The organism is Amycolatopsis nigrescens CSC17Ta-90, from assembly GCF_000384315.1.
GTDB lineage: Bacteria > Actinomycetota > Actinomycetes > Mycobacteriales > Pseudonocardiaceae > Amycolatopsis > Amycolatopsis nigrescens.
In genome coordinates this window covers 6,655,381-6,676,510 of the sequence record NZ_ARVW01000001.1, presented here as the reverse complement: position 1 = coordinate 6,676,510, position 21,130 = coordinate 6,655,381, and the positions used below count along the sequence as shown (strand labels likewise).

At 71.4% G+C, this 21,130-nt stretch carries 19 protein-coding genes; 10 read left to right on the top strand and 9 right to left on the bottom strand.

The features are described from left to right. Positions 1-2: 2 nt before the first annotated feature. The 3 genes from AMYNI_RS0131755 to AMYNI_RS47490 form a co-directional block, all read right to left on the bottom strand. Positions 3-527: a phage tail protein gene (locus tag AMYNI_RS0131755; RefSeq protein WP_020672135.1), complete on the bottom strand. Its 525-nt coding sequence runs from the start codon at positions 525-527 to the stop codon at positions 3-5. A 16-nt stretch (positions 528-543) separates the two neighbouring features. Further along, entirely contained in the window at positions 544-2,361 is a 1,818-nt protein-coding gene (locus AMYNI_RS0131750; RefSeq protein WP_026361198.1) for a phage tail sheath C-terminal domain-containing protein, read from the bottom strand. 329 nt (positions 2,362-2,690) lie between these two features. After that, positions 2,691-6,806, bottom strand: coding sequence for a CHAT domain-containing tetratricopeptide repeat protein (locus AMYNI_RS47490; RefSeq protein WP_020672133.1), 4,116 nt, complete (start codon positions 6,804-6,806; stop codon positions 2,691-2,693). 67 nt (positions 6,807-6,873) lie between these two features. Here AMYNI_RS47490 and AMYNI_RS0131740 point away from each other — a divergent pair, with 67 nt between their 5' ends. Then, a complete protein-coding gene (locus AMYNI_RS0131740; RefSeq protein ID WP_020672132.1) occupies positions 6,874-7,230 on the top strand; it encodes a hypothetical protein in 357 nt (118 codons plus the stop codon). Next, positions 7,227-8,111, top strand: a complete 885-nt coding sequence (locus AMYNI_RS0131735) for a hypothetical protein (protein ID WP_020672131.1) — start codon at positions 7,227-7,229, stop codon at positions 8,109-8,111. Before AMYNI_RS0131740 ends, AMYNI_RS0131735 begins: the two co-directional genes overlap by 4 nt. On the opposite strand, the gene AMYNI_RS0131730 is transcribed toward AMYNI_RS0131735, so the two are convergent. Then, on the bottom strand, positions 8,094-8,954 hold the full coding sequence (locus AMYNI_RS0131730) for a LysR family transcriptional regulator (RefSeq protein WP_020672130.1): 861 nt from the start codon (positions 8,952-8,954) through the stop codon (positions 8,094-8,096). The two genes, AMYNI_RS0131735 and AMYNI_RS0131730, sit on opposite strands and share 18 nt — an antisense overlap. 79 nt (positions 8,955-9,033) lie before the next feature. On the opposite strand from AMYNI_RS0131730, the gene AMYNI_RS0131725 reads away from it, so the two are divergent. Both AMYNI_RS0131725 and AMYNI_RS0131720 read left to right on the top strand, forming a co-directional pair. Next, positions 9,034-9,948, top strand: coding sequence for an EamA family transporter (locus tag AMYNI_RS0131725; protein ID WP_157357523.1), 915 nt, complete (start codon positions 9,034-9,036; stop codon positions 9,946-9,948). Between the two features lie 33 nt (positions 9,949-9,981). Continuing rightward, positions 9,982-10,401, top strand: a complete 420-nt coding sequence (locus AMYNI_RS0131720) for a PPOX class F420-dependent oxidoreductase (protein ID WP_020672128.1) — start codon at positions 9,982-9,984, stop codon at positions 10,399-10,401. Here the strand turns inward: AMYNI_RS0131720 and AMYNI_RS0131715 are convergent. Continuing rightward, positions 10,379-11,140, bottom strand: coding sequence for a hypothetical protein (locus tag AMYNI_RS0131715; RefSeq protein ID WP_020672127.1), 762 nt, complete (start codon positions 11,138-11,140; stop codon positions 10,379-10,381). The two genes, AMYNI_RS0131720 and AMYNI_RS0131715, sit on opposite strands and share 23 nt — an antisense overlap. Positions 11,141-11,267: 127 nt before the next feature. Here AMYNI_RS0131715 and AMYNI_RS45715 point away from each other — a divergent pair, with 127 nt between their 5' ends. The 4 genes from AMYNI_RS45715 (at position 11,268) to AMYNI_RS0131695 (ending at position 14,697) form a co-directional block, all read left to right on the top strand. Continuing rightward, entirely contained in the window at positions 11,268-12,575 is a 1,308-nt protein-coding gene (locus AMYNI_RS45715; protein WP_020672126.1) for a phosphotransferase family protein, read from the top strand. A gap of 4 nt (positions 12,576-12,579) precedes the next feature. Beyond that, positions 12,580-12,888 carry a hypothetical protein gene (locus AMYNI_RS0131705; RefSeq protein WP_020672125.1) on the top strand — a complete coding sequence of 103 codons (309 nt, stop codon included), beginning with the start codon at positions 12,580-12,582 and terminating at the stop codon, positions 12,886-12,888. 111 nt (positions 12,889-12,999) lie between these two features. Beyond that, positions 13,000-13,443 carry a hypothetical protein gene (locus tag AMYNI_RS0131700; protein WP_020672124.1) on the top strand — a complete coding sequence of 148 codons (444 nt, stop codon included), beginning with the start codon at positions 13,000-13,002 and terminating at the stop codon, positions 13,441-13,443. A 60-nt stretch (positions 13,444-13,503) separates the two neighbouring features. After that, entirely contained in the window at positions 13,504-14,697 is a 1,194-nt protein-coding gene (locus AMYNI_RS0131695) for a 4-hydroxybenzoate 3-monooxygenase (RefSeq protein WP_020672123.1), read from the top strand. Between the two features lie 8 nt (positions 14,698-14,705). Here the strand turns inward: AMYNI_RS0131695 and AMYNI_RS0131690 are convergent, their stop codons facing one another. After that, positions 14,706-15,650: an aldo/keto reductase gene (locus tag AMYNI_RS0131690; protein WP_211225522.1), complete on the bottom strand. Its 945-nt coding sequence runs from the start codon at positions 15,648-15,650 to the stop codon at positions 14,706-14,708. A gap of 146 nt (positions 15,651-15,796) precedes the next feature. On the opposite strand from AMYNI_RS0131690, the gene AMYNI_RS0131685 reads away from it, so the two are divergent. Next, positions 15,797-16,450 (top strand): hypothetical protein, encoded by a 654-nt coding sequence (locus AMYNI_RS0131685; protein WP_020672121.1) that lies wholly within the window; start codon positions 15,797-15,799, stop codon positions 16,448-16,450. A 76-nt stretch (positions 16,451-16,526) separates the two neighbouring features. Here the strand turns inward: AMYNI_RS0131685 and AMYNI_RS0131680 are convergent, their stop codons facing one another. Together AMYNI_RS0131680 and kdgD are read right to left on the bottom strand one after the other, a co-directional pair. After that, positions 16,527-17,867, bottom strand: coding sequence for an enolase C-terminal domain-like protein (locus AMYNI_RS0131680; protein ID WP_020672120.1), 1,341 nt, complete (start codon positions 17,865-17,867; stop codon positions 16,527-16,529). Beyond that, a complete protein-coding gene (gene kdgD / locus AMYNI_RS0131675; protein WP_020672119.1) occupies positions 17,864-18,784 on the bottom strand; it encodes a 5-dehydro-4-deoxyglucarate dehydratase in 921 nt (306 codons plus the stop codon). The genes AMYNI_RS0131680 and kdgD overlap by 4 nt, the downstream gene beginning before the upstream one ends. 134 nt (positions 18,785-18,918) lie before the next feature. Between kdgD and AMYNI_RS0131670 the strand changes: the two genes are divergently transcribed. Further along, positions 18,919-19,809 carry a LysR family transcriptional regulator gene (locus AMYNI_RS0131670; RefSeq protein WP_020672118.1) on the top strand — a complete coding sequence of 297 codons (891 nt, stop codon included), beginning with the start codon at positions 18,919-18,921 and terminating at the stop codon, positions 19,807-19,809. Between the two features lie 30 nt (positions 19,810-19,839). On the opposite strand, the gene AMYNI_RS0131665 is transcribed toward AMYNI_RS0131670, so the two are convergent. Then, positions 19,840-21,114 carry a glucarate dehydratase family protein gene (locus AMYNI_RS0131665; RefSeq protein ID WP_020672117.1) on the bottom strand — a complete coding sequence of 425 codons (1,275 nt, stop codon included), beginning with the start codon at positions 21,112-21,114 and terminating at the stop codon, positions 19,840-19,842. Positions 21,115-21,130 lie beyond the last annotated feature (16 nt).

Below are 21,130 nucleotides of genomic sequence, written 5' to 3'. Positions count from 1 at the left end.
GGCTAGGCCGGTTGCGTGATCGTGGGCTCTTCCGGCTCCGGCACCTCGGCGTCGCGCTCCCAGCCCTCGCACTCCAGCTTCAGGCTCTGGATGGCGACCGCGTTGGCGTTGGCGTCCATCTCACCGAGGATCTGGTACTCGCTCGGCCAGGCCCGGTAGACCTTGTACGCCACCGCGACCTGGCCTGCCTCGTTGAGCACCTGGATGACGATGTTCTTGCGGAAGTCGCGCAGCGAGGACTCGCTGCCGCGGCCGGCGCCGACCAGCCAGACCTTGTTGGCCCAGCGGTCGAACTCCGGGTCGTGGGTGACCCCGCGCTCCAGGGTGATGGCCTCGAACTCCACCCTGCCCGCGGACTTCCGCGGCGAGCTGGAGTCCCCGCCGCTGCGGTGCTTCACCACCTCCGTGGTCCGCTTCATCGGGCTGATCTTGCTGACCCCGGCGACGGTCCTGCCGTCCCACAGCACGAGGAACTTGAAGTTCTTATAGGGGTCGAACCGTTGTGCGTTGACAGTGAACTCAGCCATGCCCCGTCCCTGTGTCCTAAACCTGGATCTGACCGGCTAGCTGCTCGATCTTGATGATCACGAACTCGGCCGGTTTGAGCGGCGCGAACCCGACCAGCACATTGACCACGCCGCGGTTGATGTCGTCCTGCGTGGTGGTGGCCTTGTCGCACTTCACGAAATAGGCGTCCCGCGCCGAAGTGCCCTGGAAAGCGCCCTGCAGGAACAAGGTGTGCAGGAAAGCGCCCACATTGAGTCGGATCTGTCCCCACAACCGTTCGTCATTGGGTTCGAAAACCACCCATTTCGTGCCGCGGTAGAGACTCTCCTCCAGGAACAGCGCGGTCCGCCGGACCGGAATGTACTTCCATTGCGACGAGAGTCGGTCCGCGCCGGCGAGGGTGCGCGCACCCCAGACCACCGGCCCGATCACCGGGAACCCGCGCAGCGCGTTCAACCCGGCCGGGTTGATCAGCCCGTTCTCCTCGTCGGTCAGCGGCACGGTGAGCGCACGGGTGCCGGACAGCGCCGCCTCGGTGCCGGCCGGCGCCTTCCACACCCCGCGGTCGGTGTCGGTCCGCGCGTAGATCCCGGCGATCGCACCGGAGGGCGGGAAGTCCCGCAGCTGACCGGAAAGCGGGTCGGTCAGCCGCAGGTGCGGAAAGTACAGCGCGGCGTGGTCGCTGCGCACCGCGTCGAACTCGGCCAGCCCGGCGCGAGCCTTGTCCAGCGAGGTCCACGAGCTGGGGCTGTCCACGATGAAAAACATCCGCTTGTCCCGGCACAGCGCGACGGCCTGCTCGATCACCGCGATCCGGGTGCCGTCGAACTCGGCGGCGGCCAGTTCCGGGATCACCAGCAGGTTGACGTCCTCGACGTCGCGCAGCGCGTGCACCCCGGTCTTGGCGTCGGGGCTGCCCATCAGGTCCGCGGCGGTCGGCGCGGCGCCGTCCACCCCGCCGTCCAGCGGATAGGCCGGGGCGCGCACCGACGCCTCCAGCCCGAGCGTGCTCGCGGCCTGCCCGGTCAGCCGCAGCTCGGCGTCGGCGGCTCCGGCGAGCACCTGCAACCGCCCGCCGCGCAGGTGCACCCTGGCCGAGGCGAACGCCGGGTCGTTCGGGGCCGCGGCGCGGATCCGGCGCTCCAGCAGGAGGGCCAGCTCGGTCGGGTTCCGCGGTTTGTCCGCCGCGTCGGCCTCGTACAGCGTGAACGAGTGCGTCCGCTCCCCGACGGCCGCGTCGACCTGCTGGCCGGACACGTCGGGCAGGGAGGCGCCGAACACGCCGGAGACCGTGCCCGAGTAGGCGGGCGCGACGGCCTCGTCGGCCACCGTCACGGTCACCGCCTCCGAAGCGGAGTTGACCACGGCTTCGGCGAACCTCGGCGAGGCACGATCGACCGACAGGTCCCGGTAGCTCTCCCGTAGCGCGCCGGCGCGGTCGAAGATCCGGAGATCGAAGGCGTTCTCGGTGGCCGACGGATCGACCGCGACCCCGATCCCGTCGCCCCAGACGCCCGGTTCCCGCGCGGTGACGTCGAAGGACTCGCCCTCGCCCGCGCCGCCGATGCCGGTCGAGGACTGTTCGGCGCCGTTCACCAGCCGCACCACGATCGCGATGGACCCGCCCTTGAGGAAGAACTGCTGCACCGCGTGACTCAGCGGGCTTTCCACCGCGAGACCGCCGAAACGGCGCTCGTAGTCGGCGAAACTGGTGAGCGTGACCGGCAGTCCCGCCGGTCCGCGAGTGGTGTAGCCGACGAACGCGGTGACGGAGGTGGAAACCCCCGTTATAGTGCGCACGGCACTGGGAAGCTCTTCGATGTACACGCCTGGATAGGTGGGTGTAACCGGCATGGCACCTCCATTTAGTGGAGTGCACCACCGCATATTCGAAGAATAGAGAAGTGCGACGTAATCAGCCGCGCCCGAATACACCCCTGGCGCCGCCACCGCGAAGCACCTCTTGATCCTCCCAACCAGTGGTGCCACTTCAGCCGGTACAAGTACTACCGTTCCGCAAGTGACGTGTCAACGATCACCCGAAGATATTCCACCATTTGCGAAAAAGGATCTTCATTCTTCCTGTCGAAAAAAGATCACCGGTTCAGCGCAGATTCGGTCGAATTCGACAATCGATCAAGAAATGGTGATCTGTCCGCAGTGGACACTGGGACGGATCGGGATCACGGGCCGGCGCAGACGTAACCGGCCCAGACCGACGGGGTCAGCGGCTCGTCCGCACGCCGTTCGCGGATCACCGCGTGCAGCGCCTCGGCCGGCGGCGCACCACCGTCCAGGCCGGTGTAGAAACTGGCCGCCACCTCCGCCGAGGTCCTGTCCAGCACCGGCCACAGCGAGCCGACCACATGGCGGTAGCCGGCGAGCTGGAACGCGGAGACGATGTGGATCGCCTCGTCGGCCAGCTCCGCGCTGCCCCTGGCCGTCGAGCAGGCCGACAGATAAGCCAGCTCGGCGCCTTCCAGCCGGAGCCTGCTCACCTCCGCGACGCTCATCGGCCGGTCGTGCAGCAGCAGATGGCTGTTCGACGGCCCGGCCGGATCGCTGTGCGCATGACAGGCGAAATGCGCCCAGTTGACGAAACGCAACGCGGCCAGCACGTTGTCATGGGAGGCCGCCGCGTCGATGAGCGGTGAGGCCGCGTCGAAGCGTCGCGATAGCGCTTCGGCCTCTTCACGCGCGTACGGCAACGGAGCCTGGCCCGGAGTCGCCGGTATGGCCACCGCGAGCAGCCGGCGCCGGGCCGCGACCGGGCGGGACCGGGCGTGCAGCAGGGCGCGGATGGTCGGCGTGTAGGAGGAGACCACGCGGTCCAGCACCGCCGCGGCCCCCGGCACGGGCTCGTCCCGATCCCGCGGGAAACGGCCGGCCGCGTGCAGGGGCAGGAAGTTCAGCAGCCCGGTCGGCGACCACCACACCCGTGGCCACGGTTCGCCTTCGGCCGGAGGGCCGGTGTGCCCCAGCGCTTTCAGCACCGGCTCGGTCACCACCTCCCACAGCCAGCTCAGCGTTTCCCGCAGGGTCACCTGCGCGATGGCCTGCTCGACCACGTTGCCGGTGGTCACGGTGTCCAGCGCGGCCAGGAACTTCTCGACCCGTTCGGCCAGATCATCGGCGTGCAGCCCGGTCAGCCGCACCACCAGCGGTTCGCCCGTGGTCAGGATCAGCGCGTCGCAGCGGTGGTCGCTGACGTTGATGGTGACCACCGGCCCGGACTCCGCGGCCTGGCGCAGCTGCGCCAGCCGAGGTGGTTCGAGGAACCGCTCGAAACCCGTAGTGGCCCTGATCTTGCCGAGCAGCTCGACGCGGCGCTCGTCCAGCCGGAACCGGTGGTCCGCCCCTGGCGCCGGCCCCGGCAGGTCCCCGGTGTCCCCAATATTCCCGGTATCCCCCGGCAGCACGGTTTCGGCGCGACCGGTCAGCACGTCCAGCTCCTCGGTGAGGCGCTCCCATTCGGCGGCGCGCTCCGGATGCGCCGCACGCAGCTCGGTCAGGTCGCTGCGGCTGTCCAGCGCCCGGGACAGCAGCAGCCCGCGCCCCTCTTCCAGCACCTCCAGCGCGCCGGCCTCGTCCTCGGCCCAGAGCGCGCTGCACGCGGCGTCGGACGCGATCCGGTCCAGTCGCAGCACCTGGTACTCCAGGTCGGCCCGGCTCAGATGGCCCGGTGCGACCAGCGGCAGCAGCCGCACGCCCTGGCGGAAACCCTCCGCCGCGGCTTCCCACTGATCCGCCAACCCGGCCAGCCGACCCCACATCCTCGCGGCCCGCAGCCGGGTGAACGGGGTCGCGGTACGCAGGCCCGCGGCCAGCTCGGCGACGCTGACCGCCTCCAGCAGGTGCTCCACGTCGCCGGTGTAGTCGTACAACTGGGCCAGCGCCCCGGTGAGGTTGATCAGCCGGATCGCCCGGCTGGGGTTGTCGTCCGGGGTGGCGTACACCGCCTCCCGCGCGCTTTTCGCCATCGCGCGGAGACCGTCGAGATCTCCGCTGGGAGCGAGCTGCTTGAACTGGGCGGCGGCCAGGTTGGCCACCCGGCGCGCCCGGTCGGGATGCCCGTCCGGCGTCAGCTCGACCGCACGCCGGTGGCAGTCGATCGCGGCCTCCAGATCGGCCGGCACGCCGGTGTGGTCGAACCTGGAGCTCAGCGCCATTCCGTGGTTCGACAGCCGGTGGCCGAAGGCGACGTGGGCCTCCGGGGTCTCCTCGATCACCCTGGCACCGATTTCGACGGCCTCCGCCAAGCTGGGGAAGTGCTCCGTCCGCACATAGTGCTCGACCAGTGAAACCGTCAGGTTCGCCCGCAGGCCAGTGCGTTCCTCTTCATCGGTGGCCTTTTCGATGGCCGCACGGGCGGTTTCGACCGCCTCCTCCAGGGTGGCCAGATCGGGCGACCGGCCATACCGCGCGCGCAACGCGGCGGCCAGCGTGGTCAGCAGCCGCGAATCGGTACCGGGGTCGGCTTCGAGCGGCCTGGCCTCGCGGAGCAGCGCGATCGCCTCGTCGAGCTGCGTGGGATCGCCGAATCGTGAGTACGCCTGCCACAGCACGGAAGCGAGCGACATCAGTACCGCCGGCCGAGCCGGACCGTCCGGCGGGCAGTCCCGCACGGCCTGCCTGCTCAATCGTTCCGCCTCGCCGAGGCCATCGTTGCCAAGGCAGAGCAGGTCGACCAGGTCCACCAGGTAGCGAACCCGGACCGCGGGCTCGACCTCGGTGCAGGCGATACCCCGGCGGGCCGCCTCGACCGCCGCGCCGAGATCGGCTCCGCCATGCCCATAACGCATATAACGCGCCCGGTACAGCGAACTCAGGCGCATCCAGGTCTTGGCGCGTTCGGTGTCCGGCAGCTCGGCGTCCCGCTGACGGTCGGCGAGGCGCCGCACGGCCTCGATTGCCTCGTCCACCGACTCCGGCGTGCGCTGCCGGACGGCCCGGTCCCCCAGCAGTTCGGTGAGGTCGGCAGCCCAGTTCTCGCGCAGGCTCTCGCGGTCGGTGGCGGCGTCCACGGCGGCGCGGAGGGCGGCGATGGCCCCGTCCTGCGTCTCCGGGTCCTCGGTGCGGTGCCAGCGCAGGCGCAGGGCGGTACCCAGCCCGCCTTGGCAGCGCGCGTAGGCGGCCTGCTGCTCGGGCGAAATGCCCGCGGCGGCCTGTTCGAAAGCGGAGATCGCCCGGTTCAGCGTTTCGTCGTCGATGTCGTCCCGGTCGCGGAGCAGCAGGGCGTAACCGAGGCTCGACCGCATCGAAGGCAGCGTCGGGTCACCTGGGTCGGTGGCGGCGATCGCCTCCTGCACCGCCTCGGCGGCCAGCCGCGCGTCGGCGGGGTCGCCGGTCAGGTCTCCGGTCTGATGCTGCCGGGCCAGCAGTGCGAGCGAGTAGTTGACCAGCCTGGCCGGCCGTTGCGGATCATCGGAGGTGCTGAGCCGAACCGCCTCCGCGCCCACTTCGACCGCCTCGTCCGCGGTCGGGTCGCCCTGGCCTGCGCCGGCGGCGAGGGCCCCGCCGAGGTAGGACAGGATGTCCGCCCGTTCCGGTGCCTCCGCCGGGCACAGCTCGCATGCCCGGCGGCCCGTCTCGATCGCTTCTGCCAGTTTGGCCCGATCGCCGGTGCGCTCGAAGTCGAGGCGCAGGGTGAAACCGAGTTCCGCGGTCCACTGCGGCAGGCCGGGGTCGCCAGGCTCGGCCGTGCGCACCGCCTCGGCCAGCACGCCGAGCGCGTTCGCCAGTACCGGCGCAGCGCCGTGCCGCTCGTACAGCACCCGCATCGTCACCCCGAGCGCGGCGAGATAACCGGACCGGCGCGCGTCCGAGTTGGCCGCGGCCTCGGTCACGGCGTCGGTCAGCATGGCAATGGCGTCCCGGAAAGCGGCGAGGTCACCGGTCAACTCGGCGACCGCGGCGAGCGCCAGTCCGAGGTCCTGCGCCCAGCCGGCGTGCCCGGCCTCCGGCGGGCTCAGGTTCAGGGCGGGCCGGATCGCCTTCCCCACCTCTTCGTCGACCGCGTCGGGATGGGCCAGGTACACCGGGGTGAGCAGAACGAAGGCGAGCCGCTCCGTCACCGCCGCGTCCGGCGACCGCCGCTCGTACAGCGCGGCCGCCCGGAGCAGGTACACCAGGCCGGCCAGGTGCAGCACGTTGAAGTCGACGCCGTCCGGAGTGCCGAGGAAGGTGAGCAGCCGCTCGGTCTCGGTGTGGGCTTCGGGTTCGAGCACGGGAGCCGGATCACCGTCGGTGTAGCACGAGACCCTCCGCTGCAACGAGCTCACCAGCTGCTCGCGGTCCATGAATCCCCCTCAAGGTCACCCGCAGGCTGTGCCAGGATGGTCGCACGCAAGTGGCGGAGGGGATGCGGTGGACCAGGAGGAACAGCTGGCCGGCTTCTGCGGGACGCTGCCGGAACTCCGGCAGTTCGCCAGGCAGCAGGGCATTTCCGAGGTGCTCGACGACGTGATCGGCGAGATCAAGGCGGGCACCCCGGTCCGGGAGCAGCTGCCCCGGCTGGGCATCCCCAAGGAAGCGCTGGACGGCCACCGTTCCAGCGGCCCGGCGATGAGCATGCAAGGCCTTGGCACCACGGCGCACACCGCGCCGGAGGTCTACCTCTGCCCGGACGGGCGCTGCGGGCGGACCGTGCCGCGGGAACCGGGCGGTCCGGTGCCCGGTGACTGCTGGCTGTTGGGGCGGCCGCTGCGCCGGAGCCGGGCGTGAACTCCTTCTTCGGCGAGCTGGGCCGCAAGCTGGCCGAAAAGTGGTTCTCGCTGCTGATGCTGCCCGGCCTGCTGCTCACCTTCGTCGCCACCGTGGCCGCCGTGCTCGGCCACGCGCACGCCCTCGACTGGAACGAGCTGGTCCGGCGCGCCGGTGCCTGGTCCACCGCACTCGGCGCCCGGCCGCCAGCGGCGCAGGCACTGGTACTGGTCGCCGTGCTGTTCGCGGCCGTCGCGGCGGGTTTCGTGGTGGGCGGCCTGACCGGGGTCACGCAGCGGCTGTGGCTCGGCTCCTGGGCCGACGCGCGGCCGGCCCCGCTGTCCTGGGTGGGCCGGAAACTGGTGGCCCGCAGGCAAAAGCGGTGGAGCAGGGCGCACGAGGCGGTCGGGAAGGCGACCGGCGAGGGGGAGCGGAACCTGCTCGCCGCGCGCCGCAACGGGATCGCCATGACCAGGCCGAGCAGGCCGACCTGGATGGGCGACCGGATCGCCGGCGCCGAGCTGCGGGTGTACCACGAGTACCAGGTGGACCTGCAGTCCTGGTGGCCCCGCCTGTGGCTGGTGCTGGACGACACCACCCGCGCCGAGCTGCGTGCCGCCCGTTCGGCCTTCGACAGCGCGGTGAACCAGGCCACCTGGGCGGTGGGCTACCTGCTGGCCGGGCTGTTCTGGTGGCCGGCGATCCCGGTCGCGGCCGGCATCTGGGCCACCGGCTGGCTGCGCGGCCGAGGCGCCGTACGGACCTACGCCGACCTCATTGAGTCCACAGTGGACATCTATGCCACCGATCTCGCCGTCCGGCTGCGCGCGCTCAAGGAAGACGAGCCGTTCACCCGCGAGACCGGGGCGGACGTGACTTTCCAGCTACGCAAGGGAACCTGAGCCCGCGAGCATACCGACCATGCTTTTCGCGTACCGGTTCCCCGGTGCGCGATACAGGTAGAGGCTGCGGTGCACGGGCGGGTCGAGCGGGCGCAGGACCACCTTGCTCACCGCCGGTACCGGTGCGGCGAGCGCGGGTACCACCCCGGCGGTGATGCCGGCCGCGACCATGGCCAGCACGGTGGAAACGTCCCGGACCGTGTGGTCGGGCCGCCAGCTCACCCCCTGCTCGGCGAACCGCGCCGCGAGCAGCGGCCCGCAGGTTCCGCCTGGATCGGCGACACCGGCCCCGGCCAGGTCGGCGAGCCCGACCCGGTCCGCGTAGCCGAGCCGGTGCCGGCGCGGTAGCACGGCGAGGAACTCGTCGGTGACCACACCGGCCGGCCGCGAGCCGGGGATGCGGACGGTGGTCACGGCGAAGTCGATGGTGTCCGCGGCGAGCCAGTCCGCGAGCTCGTCGTCATCGCCCCGCGCGGTGAGCACGTCCAGCTCCGGCCAGTCGGCCCGCAGCCGGTCCAGCGCGGCGGGCACCAGCCGGACCAGTGCGCTGGCGACCGCGCCGACGCGCAGCCTCGGCTCGTCCCGTCGCTGGGCAAGTGCGTCGATCGCGCGCAGCCGCCCGACGACCGCGTGGCCGTGTTCGGCGACCTGGCGACCGAGGGCGGTCAGCGACGCGCCGCCGGGCCCGCGGTGCACCAGCTTCCTGCCGAAACGTCGCTCCACGGCGGCGATGGTGCGGCTGACCGCGGACTGGGTCAGACCGAGCGCCCCGGCGGCGCGGGTGAAGCTGCCGTGCTCTTCGACGGCGAGCAGGGCCTGGAGGTGCGCGACGGTGAGGTCCACCAGGCCATGATCTCAGCTCATGCCTTGTATGACGAGTAGTCGTTGGACTCATCCCGAGCGAGCGGCTGGACTTGTCCGCATGCACACGCCAGCCGTAACGCCGTCCCGTTCCGCCACCCCGACCGTTGTCGCCGCGATGGCCGGACTCTGGCTGTGCTGGGGATCGTCCTTCCCTGCGATCCGGGTGCTGGTGGCGACCCTGCCACCGCTGCTGGCCTCGGGAACGGTCTTCCTGACGGCCGGGCTGGTGCTCGCCGCCACGCGCCCTGCCGCACTGCGCGGACTGGGCCGGCGAAGGCTCTTAACCACCGCCGGGACCGGGGTGTGCCTGCTGGGCGCGCAGGGCGCGGTCGCGGTAGCCGAGCGGCACGTGCTCGCCAGTACCGCCGCGCTGCTCGTCGCGGTCGTCCCGCTCTGGGTGGCGGTGCTGCGCGCCGTCACCGGCGAGCGTCCCGGGCCGGCGGCGGTGGTGCGGCTGCTGGTCGGGTTCGCCGGGGTGACCGTGGTGGTGCTGGCGACCGGTTCGACTGGCGATTGGTCCGGCTGGACGTTCGTGGTCGCCGCCGCCGCTGCCTGCTGGGCGGGCGGCACGCTGTGGGCGTCCCGCTCGGTGGCCGGGCCGACGTCAGGGCCGGGGCCGGGGACGGCGACCGCGGTGCAGCTGCTGGCCGGCGGCCTCACCCTGCTGCTGGTGGGTGTGCTCGCCGGGGAGCCCGCCGAGTTCGCGCCCGCGGCGGTGCGCACCAGCTCGTGGGTCGCGCTGGGCTATCTGGTGCTCGTCGACTCGCTGGCCGGGTTCGCGCTCTACAACTGGCTGCTGCGCGCGGCCCCGGTGGCGCTGGTCAGCACGTACGCCTACGCCGTGCCCGTGGTCGCGTATCTGATCGGGGTGCTGGTGCTCGGCGAACCGTTCCAGCCCGCGGTGCTGGCCGGCGCGGCGATCATCGTGCCCGCCGTCGCCGCCGAGGTCCGTGCGGCACCCCGACGGCCTTGACCTCAACCTTGGTTCAGGTACGAGGATGGGCGCATGATCTTCACCGAACACGAACGCGAATACCTCCGCGCACAGGGGCTGGCCAGACTGGCCACCATCGGCCCCGCCGGGTCACCGCAGAACCATCCCGTCACCTACCGGGTGAACGAGGACACCGGCACGATCGACATCGGCGGCCCGAACCTCAGCGAATCCCGGAAGTACCGCAACATCCAGGCCGACCCGCGGGTCTCGCTGGTCATCGACGACACCGCGCCGCGGGCGGTCGGCCCCGGCGGCCAGCGCGGGCGCGGCCTGGAAATCCGTGGTGTGGCGGAACTCCTGCGGGACGAGCCGATGATGGAGGGATTCACCCGCGACCTGATCCGCGTGCACCCCCGCCGGCTGGTGGCCTGGAACCTCGACCGGCCGGGCAGCAACAACCGCGACGTCAACCGGGAGAGTGCCGCCTGACGGTGCGGTAGCCGAGTTCGAGGTGGTACCGGTGTCTGGTGATGCACATCGAACGGACCGCGGCCGCGAGCAGGAGCAGCACGCCGAGGTTCTCGCCGAGTTCTTCGGCGTGGTAGGCGAGCACATAGCGCGGCCCGTCCTCGCCACCGGCGATCAGCAGGCCCTGCACCAGCTCACCGCCGAGCGCGGCGCCGAGCAGCAGCGCGCACCCGCCGAGCATGCACCAGCGCGCGGTGCCCCGTAGCCGGAAACCGAGCGACAGCAACGCGGCGGCCACGATCACGGCGGCGACCAGACCGGGAAGCAGCCAGTAGAACGGGAAACCGTCGTACGAGACGAGCTGCCTGCCGACGCGGTCCAGCCGCTCGTGCAACTGGGTGTGGTCGTCGAGCGAGAGCACCCCGAGCATCGCCGCGGTGGCGAACCAGGCCAGCGCGGCCTGGTTCGCCACCGCCCGGTCGGCGCGGGCGAGCACCCCGGTCAGCACATGGGTCACCGCGGCGACCACCAGAAGCCCGGTGCTCCACCAGGTCGGCAGGTTCCCCTCCACGAACACGTCGAGGTAGTCCCGCACCTCGCCGCGGTCCCTGGTCAGCGGATGGTCGATCAGCGCGGGCACCGCCATGCTCGCCACGTTGAGCACGACCGTCACGGCCAGCACCACCCAGCCCGCCGTGCGCAGCCGGACCTTCCTGGGGTACTCGCCGTCTTCGTGGGGCTGATCCGCGCTGAAGGCCATCCGGCTTCCCTTCCCGGGGAACAAAGTGGCCCCAAGTTAGGGGCCGGACCACCGGATCGGGCGCTGGATGAACGTTCTCTCATGGTGCGCTCACCGAGACGTCATCCGCGGCACGCAGGCTGGACCGGTGACCACGAGCGAGCGTGAACCGGCCGGCGCCGGCCTTGCCCTGCTCACCGGCGGGTCGGCGGGAGAACTGATGTCCGCGGTGCTGTCGGCCGCGGGTGCGCGGCTGCTGGACTGGAAGGTCGCCCAGGTGGACCACCAGCCCGGCAGGCGGACCACGGCGAGCTACACCGCCAGGGTGCGCTGGGCCGACGGCACGGTGAGCGGCGAAACACTCGGCGCTTCCTCGGGGCGGCTGCCGGCCGGAGTGGCCAGGCTGAGCGACGGCGAAACCGAGATCGGCATGTGGCGGTTCCCGTTCGACCCCGAACTGCCCGCCCTGCGCACCGCCTGCGATCCCGAGCGGATGCGCGGGCTGATGAAGAACGTGTGCCTCGGCTTCACCGGCGACGCGGTGCGGCTGCGGGTCCGGTCCTACCGGCCGCGCCGCCGCGCCGTGGTGGAGATCGCCACCCCGGACGGGCGCCGCGTGTTCGCCAAGATCGTCCCGCCGGCCAAGGCGGCGGCACTGCACGAAAGGCACCGGCTCGCCAGTGCCGGGGGCGCCGCCGTGCCGGCCGCGCTGGGCTGGACCGATGACGGGCTGGTCGCGCTGGCCGGGCTGCCGGGCCGCACGCTGCGGGAGGTGCTGCTGGCCGGGGACCGCGAGGAGCCGGATCCCGCGGACGTGACGCGGGTGCTGGACGCGCTGCCGGACACCCTCGCCACCGGGCCCCCGCGACGCACCTGGGGCCAGAAGTCGCGGCACTACGCGGAAGTGGTCGCCGCCGCGGCGCCCGAGCTGGCGGCTCGGGCCAGGGCGGTGGCGGCTGCCGTCGATCACGAGGCGCCGGAAGGGCCGGGCGTGCCGGTGCACGGTGATCTCTACGAGAGCCAGCTGATGATGCACCAGGGCCGGGTCAGCGGGCTGCTCGACATCGACGGCGCCGGACGCGGCGAACGGCTCGACGATGCCGGGTGCCTGCTGGCGCACCTGGCCGTGCTCGCGCAGATCCGGCCGGACAGGGCGATGGCCATCGAACGGCTGGGCACCCGGCTGGAGCGCAGCTTCACCGGCGACGGCCATGGCGCCGTGGACCCGGCCGCGCTGGCCCGCCGGACGGCCGCGGTGGTCCTTTCGCTGGCCACCGGGCCGCACCGGGTGCAGGAGCCGCACTGGCGGCAGCACACCGAACAGCGGGTCGCACTGGCCGAACGGTGGCTGGAGCACGCATCGGCCGGCCGTCATGAACAGTCCTTCATGGACACGGCGGTGCTGTCTTCATCTCCGCCAGAGAACCTGGAATCACCCCTAGAGGAAGGAAAGTGACACCATGAACGGCAAACGACCGTGGATCGTCGCGGGCGCGACCCTGGTACTGGCCGGTTTCGGCACGGCCGTCGCGACGGCTTCGGCCGACGTCCCGCTGAACGACCCCGCACCCGTGTCCGTGGTCCAGCAGGCCGACCCGGGCTTCACCGTCCCCGGCACGATGGCCGACAACTCCCCCGAGTCCGCGGATTCCCCGGCCGCCTCGCCGGTGGACTCCGCGAACTCCGCCACGGACTCTCCGGACGACCTGGCCGTGGCACCCACCGGCACCACCGACGACACCGGTGCGAGTGCGGACAGCCCCGGCTAGAACTCCGGTGAGATCGGCCCTTCGCGGGCGGGCAGCGGTATTCCGGGCCCGTCCGCGAAGGGCACCCGGTCGTGCCTGCTCTTTCCCCGGGACAAGTCGTAGGGTCTGGCCATGGCCCAACCAGAGCAGGATGACGAGCCCAGCCGTCAGGACTTCCTGGAGTCCACCGCGAGTTTCCTATCGAAGCTCTCGAACGGCCTGCGGAACCTCACCTCCACCCCGGACACCCCGGAACCCTGCCGCCAGGCGGTCGAAGAGGCCCTCGGGCTGCTCGCACTGGCCGGATACCACGTCGGCGAGGCCGCGCGGTTCGCCGAACGCTGCGAACTGTCGCTCAGCAGCGAAAGCGACGAGCCCTGCCTCGGGCCGGTGGACGCGCTGATCCTGCACGCCAACCCCGAGTCCTTCTCCGGCACCTGCGTGCTGCACGCCGCGTTCGGGCTGCACTTCCTGGAGGGCGTGCACGTCACCGGCGACACCGAGCTGATGGCGGAGGCCCAGAAGATGGCGCTCGAACTCGCCCATCTGCTGGCCACCGACGAGCACCCGAGCTGACGCCCGGCAAAGAAACACAATCGTGGTCCCACCACCGGCCGAGCCCGGTATCTTGTTGCCATGCCGCCGACCCGGACCGCGGTGATCGTTCTGGGTGCCGGCCCTGCCGGGCTGACCGTCGCGAACCTGCTCGCCCGCGCCGGGATCGGCTGTGCCGTGCTGGAAGAACAGGCCCGGGAGTTCATCGAGCAGCGGCCGCGGGCCGGATTCATCGAGGAATGGGCCGTGCGCGCGCTGCAACGGCACGGCCTCGCCGACCGGCTGCTGAGCAAGGCACTGCAGCACGACACCTTCGAATTCCGGTTCGCCGGGAAAAGCCATCCGGTGCGTTACGGCGACCTGCCCGGCACCCGGCATTTCGTCTACCCGCAGCAGTTGCTGGTCACCGATCTGGTGGCGGCCTACACCGACCACGGCGGAGACACCCGATTCCAGGTCCGTGACGTGCGGCTGCACGACCTGGACTCCGACCTGCCGGCGGTCACCTACCGGGACGCCACGACCGGAGTCGAGCACCGGATCGAAGGGGACTTCGTGGCCGGTTGCGATGGCGCGCACGGGGTTTCCCAGCACTACCTGCCACCGGAGAGCACGCTGCGGGCGCAGCACGACTACGGCATCGGCTGGCTGGCCCTGCTCGCCGAAGCGCCGCCTTCCGCGGCCGGGGTGGTCTTCGGGATCCATCCGAGGGGGTTCGCCGCGCATATGGCCCGTTCCCCGCGGATCACCCGGTTCTACCTGCAGACCGCCGCCGGTGAGTCCGAAGTGGACTGGCCGGACGACAGGGTGTGGCGGGAGCTGCATGCCAGGCTGACCGTGCCCGGCGGCGAGATCATCGAGGGACGGCTGGTCGAGAAGCACATCCTCGACATGCACAACTACGTGCTGGAGCCGATGTCGCACGGCAGGCTGCACCTCGCCGGCGAGGCGGCCCATCTGGTGGCGCCGATCGCGGCCAAGGGGATGAACCTGGCCCTGCACGACGCGTTGCTGCTCGCGGAGGCCATCGGCGCGCACTACCGGGGCGACGACGGGCCGCTGGCGGGCTACTCGGCGAACTGCCTGCGCCGGGTCTGGCAGTACCAGGAGTTCTCGCTCTGGCTTTCCGAGATCTTCCACAACGCGGGCACACCGGGCGGGGAAGGGCTGTTCGCGGCCAGGATCGCGGAGGCGAGGATGCGCCGGCTGCTCGGTTCGCCGGCGGCGGCCGCCGCCTTCGTCGAGCTCTACATCGGCAGCAACGCGGACTTCTGAACCCCGGGTCAGGGCACCGGGCCACCGCGGGCGGCGGTGTAGAGCGCATACCATTCGGCCCGGCTCATCTTCGCGGCCTGCTCGGCCGCGCCGCCGCAGGCACGGATCCGGTCGGGGTCGGCGGTGCCGATCACCGGCTCGATCCCGGCGGGATGGCGCATCAGCCAGCCGAGCAGGATCGCCTCCGGGGTACTGCCCTTGTCCGCGGCCAGGTCAGCGATGAGCGCGGCCGTCCGCTCGTCGGCCGCGGACCGCTCCGGGTCGCGCGCTCCCGTGTAGACGCCCTTGGCCAGCGCGCCCCATGCCTGCAGCCGCACGTCGTGCGCGCGGCAGTACTCGATGGTGCCCTCCGGGAAGCTGACCGCGGCCCCGTCCGGATGGTTGACCAGCACCCCGGCCTCCAGCCAGTCCCGTTTGCGCAGGCTCATCTCCAACTGGTTCACCACCAGCGGCTCGTCCAGGTGCGCCTGCAGGAACCCCAGCTGCGCGGCCGACATGTTCGACACCCCGAACGCGCCGACCTTGCCGGCCGAGCGCAGCTCGGTGCACGCCGCGGCCACCTCTTCCGGCTCCATCAGCGGGTCCGGCCGGTGCAACAGCAGCACGTCGACGAACTCGGTGCCCAGCCGGTCGAGGCTGCCATGCACCCGTTCCACGATCGAGGCCCGGCTCAGGTCGTAGGCGGCCTCCAGCCCGTCCTCGCCGAGCCTGATCCCGCATTTGGTCTGGACGCGCATCCGCTCGCGCAGCGAAGGGTGGCGGGCCAGCACCCGGCCCAGCACCGTTTCGGACTTGCCCCGGCGGTAGATGTCGGCCTGGTCGAACCAGCTGATCCCGGTCTCCAGCGCGGCCAGCACGGCCCGTTCGGCCTGATCCACGTCTTCCGCGGTCAGCGGGTCGTCGGACCAGGCGCCGCCGAGGCCCATGCAGCCGTAAACCAGTTCACCGTCCACCACCGCACCCTAACCAGCAGGGCCGGAGAATGATCTTTTTGACGGTGACCCCCGTCACACCAACTGCACCTCTCCCTGGCGGTGGGCATCTCACTTAATAGCGGCAAGTTCGGGGAACAACTTGCCGAACGAGGAGGGAGTCGATCATGAACACGAGGAAGAACAGGGCGGGAAGCCTGGTCATCGGGCTCGCCGCAACCGGGTTCGCGGCGATCGGGCTGGCCGCCCCGGCTGCGGCCGCCGAGCCGCCGCAGCAGGCGGTCGCCCACGCCGACCTCGACGGCGACGGCACACCGGAAACGGTCACGCTGACCATGATCGGGGACGGCACCCAGCAACTGACCGCCGATGTCGGCGGCAGGCAGATCCAGGCGACCATGCCGGGCGACGACTTCGCCGGTGCCCAGCCGATCCGGGTCACTGACCTCAACGCCGACGGCCGCGCCGAACTGGTGATCACCAAGTCGGTCGGGGCGAACACGCTGACCTTCGACGCCTGGGACTACGACGGCGAGTTCCGCCGGCTCGGCACGCCGGACGGCCAACCGCTGGACCTGTACGAAGGCGGCGGTGTGGCGGCGAGGGTCGGCTACACCTGCGAAGCCACCCCCGCCGGGCGCGCGCTGGTCACGCTGGGCTCGGAAGCCGACGACGTCGGCGCGGACCCGCTGACCTACACCGGTGCGCGCACCGCGTACACCCTGCAGGACGGCGTCCTCACTCCGGCCGCCACGGTGCCCTTCACCAGCGTCGCCCCCACGGACCCGCTGGTCAGCACCGACCCGGCCGCCTGCGCCTGATCAAGGACGGGCCCGTGGCGCGGATCGCCCGCGCCACGGGCCTTTCCGGGCACCGGGGTGCACAGCGGGCCGTCGGTCAGGACGGGTCCCGGTCGAGTGCGGGGCGCTTCGGGTCGAACCGCCAGCCCGGCACCAGGAACCGCATCGCCGCCGCGTCGTCCCGCGCCCCGAGCGCGTTGCGCCGGTAGAGCTCGTGCGCCGCCTCGACCTGTTCGGGATCCAGTTCGACGCCGAGGCCAGGACGATCCGGCACGGCGAGATGCCCGTCCGCCAGTGCGATCGGCTCGCGGGTGAGCCGCTGACCGTCCTGCCAGATCCAGTGCGTGTCGATGGCCGTGATGTCCCCCGGTGCGGCGGCCGCGACCTGGGTGAACATCGCCAGCGAGATGTCGAAGTGGTTGTTGGAGTGCGAACCCCAGGTAAGCCCGCACGCTTCGCAGAGCTGCGCCACCCGCACCGAGCCGTGCATGGTCCAGAAGTGCGGGTCGGCCAGCGGAATGTCCACGGCGCCCGCGCGCACCGCGTGCCCGAGCTCGCGCCAGTCGGTGGCGACCATGTTGGTGGCCGTGCGCATCCCGGTGGCCCGCCGGAACTCGGCGAGGATCTCCCGCCCGGAGTAGCCGCCCTCGGCGCCGCACGGATCTTCCGCGTAGGCGAGCAGATCGCGCAGCCGCCCGGCGTGGCGCACCGCGTCGGCGAGCGGCCAGGCACCGTTGGGGTCCAGGGTGAGGTCGGCGTCCGGGAACCGCTCGGCGAGCGCGGCGATCACCTCGATCTCCTGCTCAGCGGACAGCACCCCGCCCTTGAGCTTGAAGTCGGTGACCCCGTACTTCGCCTGGACGGCCTCGGCGAGCGCGACCACAGCCGGCGCGTCGAGCGCCTCCTGGTCGCGCAGCCGGAACCAGTTGTCGGTCTCCCGCGCTCCGTCGCGGTAGTCCAGGTCGGTGCGGCTTGGGTCGCCGACGAAGAACAGGTAGCCCAGCGCGCGCACCCGGTCGCGGTACCGGCCGTCGCCGAGCAGCGCGGCCACCGGCAGGCCGAGGAACTGGCCGAGCAGGTCGAGCAGCGCGGCCTCGATGGCGGTGCGCACGTGCACGGCGACCCGCAGGTCGAAGGTCTGCGCCCCGCGACCGGCCGCGTCCGCGGCGGCGAACCGGTCCCCGACCGCCCGCAGCACGGCGTGGTGGTCGCCGAGCCGGCCGCCGAGCACCAGGTCGCGGGCCTGCTCGAGGGTGCGGGTGATGGCGGGCCCGCCGGGTACCTCACCGACCCCGGTGCGACCGTCGGAGTCGGTCAGGATCACCAGATTCCTGGTGAAGAACGGGCCGTGCGCGCCGCTGAGGTTCAGCAGCATGGAGTCCCGGCCGGCGACCGGCAGCACGCGGTAGCCGGTCACCACGGGCACCGCGCCGGTCATGCGCCGGCCACCTTCTCCACCAGCGCCCGGAGCTCGCCCAGCTCGGTCTCGGTGAGATCGGTCAGCGGCGGCCGCACCGGGCCGGCGTCCCGGCCGATCGCCTTCAGCCCGGCCTTGACGATCGACACCGCGTAACCCGCCTTGCGGTCGCGGATGTCCAAGTAGGGCAAAACGAACTCGTCGAGCCCGCGGTACACGGCCGTGGTGTCGCGCGCCCGGACCGAGTCGTAGAAGCCGAGCGCGAACTCCGGCATGAAGTTGAAGATCGCCGACGAGTAGGTGGTCACTCCCATCTCCAAATACGGCAACGCGTAGGTCTCCGCGGTGGGCAGGCCGCCGATCGACAGCAGCCGCCCGTGCAGCCGGGTGTGGATCCGGGTCATCAGGTCGACGTCGCCGATCCCGTCCTTGAAGCCGACGAAGTTGTCGCAGACCTCGACGAGCCGACGCACCGCGTCGAAACCGAACGCGGCGTTGGCGCGGTGGTAGACCACGACGCCGAGGCCGGTCGCTTCGCAGACCGCGCGCACATGCGCGATCAGCCCGTCCTGCGACAACTCGGTCAGGTACGGCGGCAGCAGGAAGATCCCGCTCGCACCGGCGGCTTCGGCGTCACGGGCCATCGCGATCGCCTGAGCCGTGCCGTAGCCGGCCGGGGCGACCACCGGCTTTCCCGCCGGGGTGGCAGCGATGGCCGCGCGCACGACCTGGCTCACCTCGCCCGGGGTCAGCGCGAAGAACTCGCCGGTGCCGCCGGCGGCGAACACGCCGGACGCCGGAAAGGTGCCCTGCCAGGCCAGGTGCTCGCGGTAGGCGTCCTCGTCGAAGCCGAGGTCCTTTCGCGCGTGGGTCACCGGGAAGGACAGCAAGCCCGTGCCGAGCGCGGACCTCAGCTCCTCGGGGGCGAACAAGGTCATGGTTCAGGCTCCAGTGTCGAAGGACTACCTCGAGCCTAGGGAGAATCTTCGATACCTGTCTAAGACCAAGAACGCATTCGCTGATACCTTTTCGGTATTATTGCGTAGGCAGTGGTGCAACGGTGGAGGCAACGATGTCGACCCAGTTCACGCTCGAACAGTTGCGCGGGTTCGTCGCGGTCGCCGAGGAACGGCACTTCGGCCGCGCGGCGAGCAGGCTGCGGATGACCCAGCCCCCGCTGAGCAGGCAGGTGCAGAAACTCGAGCGAGCGCTGGAGGTCGACCTGCTGGTCCGCACGTCGCGCGCGGTGCACCTGACCCCCGCCGGGTCCGCCTTCCTCACCGAGGCGCGCCGGATGCTGAGCCTGGCCGAAACCGCGTCGCTGTCCGCGCGCAGCGCGGCCGGCGGCAGCACCGGCTCGTTGTGGATCGGGTTCACCGCGGTCTCCGCGCTGACCGTGCTCGGCGGCTGGATCCAGACGGTGACCGCGAAGCTGCCCGGAGTGGACCTCACCCTGCGGGAAATGGTGAGCGGTGACCAGATCGACGCGCTGCTGACGGGACGGCTGCACGTCGGCCTCGCCCGCGGAATTCCGGGGTCGGACCTGCTCAGCGCCCGTCGGGTGCACGTGGAGAGCCTGGTGCTGGCCTGCCCGCGGGAGCACCCGCTGACCCATCTCGGGCGCCCGCCGGAGCTGGCCGACATCGGCGGGCACGACGTCATCACCTACACCCCGGTGGACGCCAGGTACCTGCACGAGCTGATCGTCAGCACCTTCCACGAGGCAGGCGTGCAGCCTCGCTACGTGCAGCAGGTGGCGCAGGTGAACAGCCTGCTGGCGCTGGTCGACGCGGGTCTCGGGGTCGGCCTCGTGCCGCGCTCGGCGGCCAGGCTCCGGCTGCCGAACCTGGCGTTCACCGAGATCGACGGGCTGCGGCCGAACCTGGTGGAGACCCACTGCGTCTGGCGGACCGAGCACAACAACCCCGCCCTGGACGCCCTCCTGCGCTTAACCGGCAAATAGCCGACTTCTTGCCCACTCGCGCGCAGCAGATCACCAGCGCGGGGCGGCCGGGTCGAAGTCCGGTTCGAACCGGCGGAAGTAGCCGGTGTCGTCCCGTTCGCGGATCCCGCAGGAGAGGTACCGCTCGTGCAGCCTGGCGAGCGCGTCCCGGTCCAGCTCCACCCCGAGTCCCGGCCCGGCCGGCACCGCCACCGATCCTCCTTCGAAGGCCAGTACACCGGGCACGATGACGTCTTCGGCAGGGTCCTTCCACGGCCAGTGGGTGTCGCAGGCGTAGGTCAGGTTCGGGGTGGCCGCGGCCAGGTGCGTCATCGCGGCCAGGCTGATCCCGAGGTGCGAGTTGGAATGCATGGACAGTCCCATGCCGAAGGTGTCGCAGATGCGGGCGAGCGAGCGGGAACGGTCAAGGCCGCCCCAGAAATGGTGGTCGGACAGGATCACCCGCACCGCGTCCGCCGCGACGGCGGGCTTGACCTGGTCGAAGGCGACCACGCACATGTTCGTGGCGAGCGGCATCGGCACTTCGCGCGCGACCTTCGCCATGCCTTCGATCCCGGTGGTGGGGTCCTCCAGGTACTCGATCACCCCGGCCAGCTGCTCGCCGGCCAGCACCGAGGTCGGCACGCTCCACGCGCCGTTCGGGTCGATCCGCAGCGGATGGTACGGGAAAGCCTTGCGCAGAGCCAGAATCGTCTCGATCTCCGCCTCCGGCGGGAAGACCCCGCCCTTGAGCTTGATCGCGCCGAAGCCGAACTCGCCGATCATGCGCCCGGCCTGCTCCACGAGCTGCGCGGGGTCGAGCGCGGTGCCCCATTCGTCCGGCTCGGCGCCGGGGTGGCCGGCCCACTTGTAGAAGAGGTAGGCGCTGTAGTCGACCCGGTCGCGCACGGCGCCGCCGAGCAGGTCGCTGACCGGGCGGCCGATCGCCTTGCCCTGGATGTCGAGACAGGCGACCTCGAACGGGGAGAGCACCCGGTCCGCGGTGCTGCTGCCGGTGACCATGCCGCTCATCCCGTGCCCGCCGGTCCCGTGGTCGGTGGCGAGCGCGGACCGGACCCGGCGGGCGATCTCGTTCACCTGCCACACGTCCACCCCGGTGAGTGCGGCCGCCGCGAGCCGGAGCCGGCTCAGATGCCCGGCGTCACCGTAGGTCTCACCGAGGCCGGTCAGCCCGGAGTCGGTGACCACCTCGACGATGGCCCGCAGTGCGAAGGGCTGGTGCACGCCGACCGTGTTGAGCAGCGGCGGATCCCGAAAGGCGACCGGGGTGAGGCGCACTTCCCGGATGCGGTGCTGATCGTCCACACGGAGGCACCCTAGT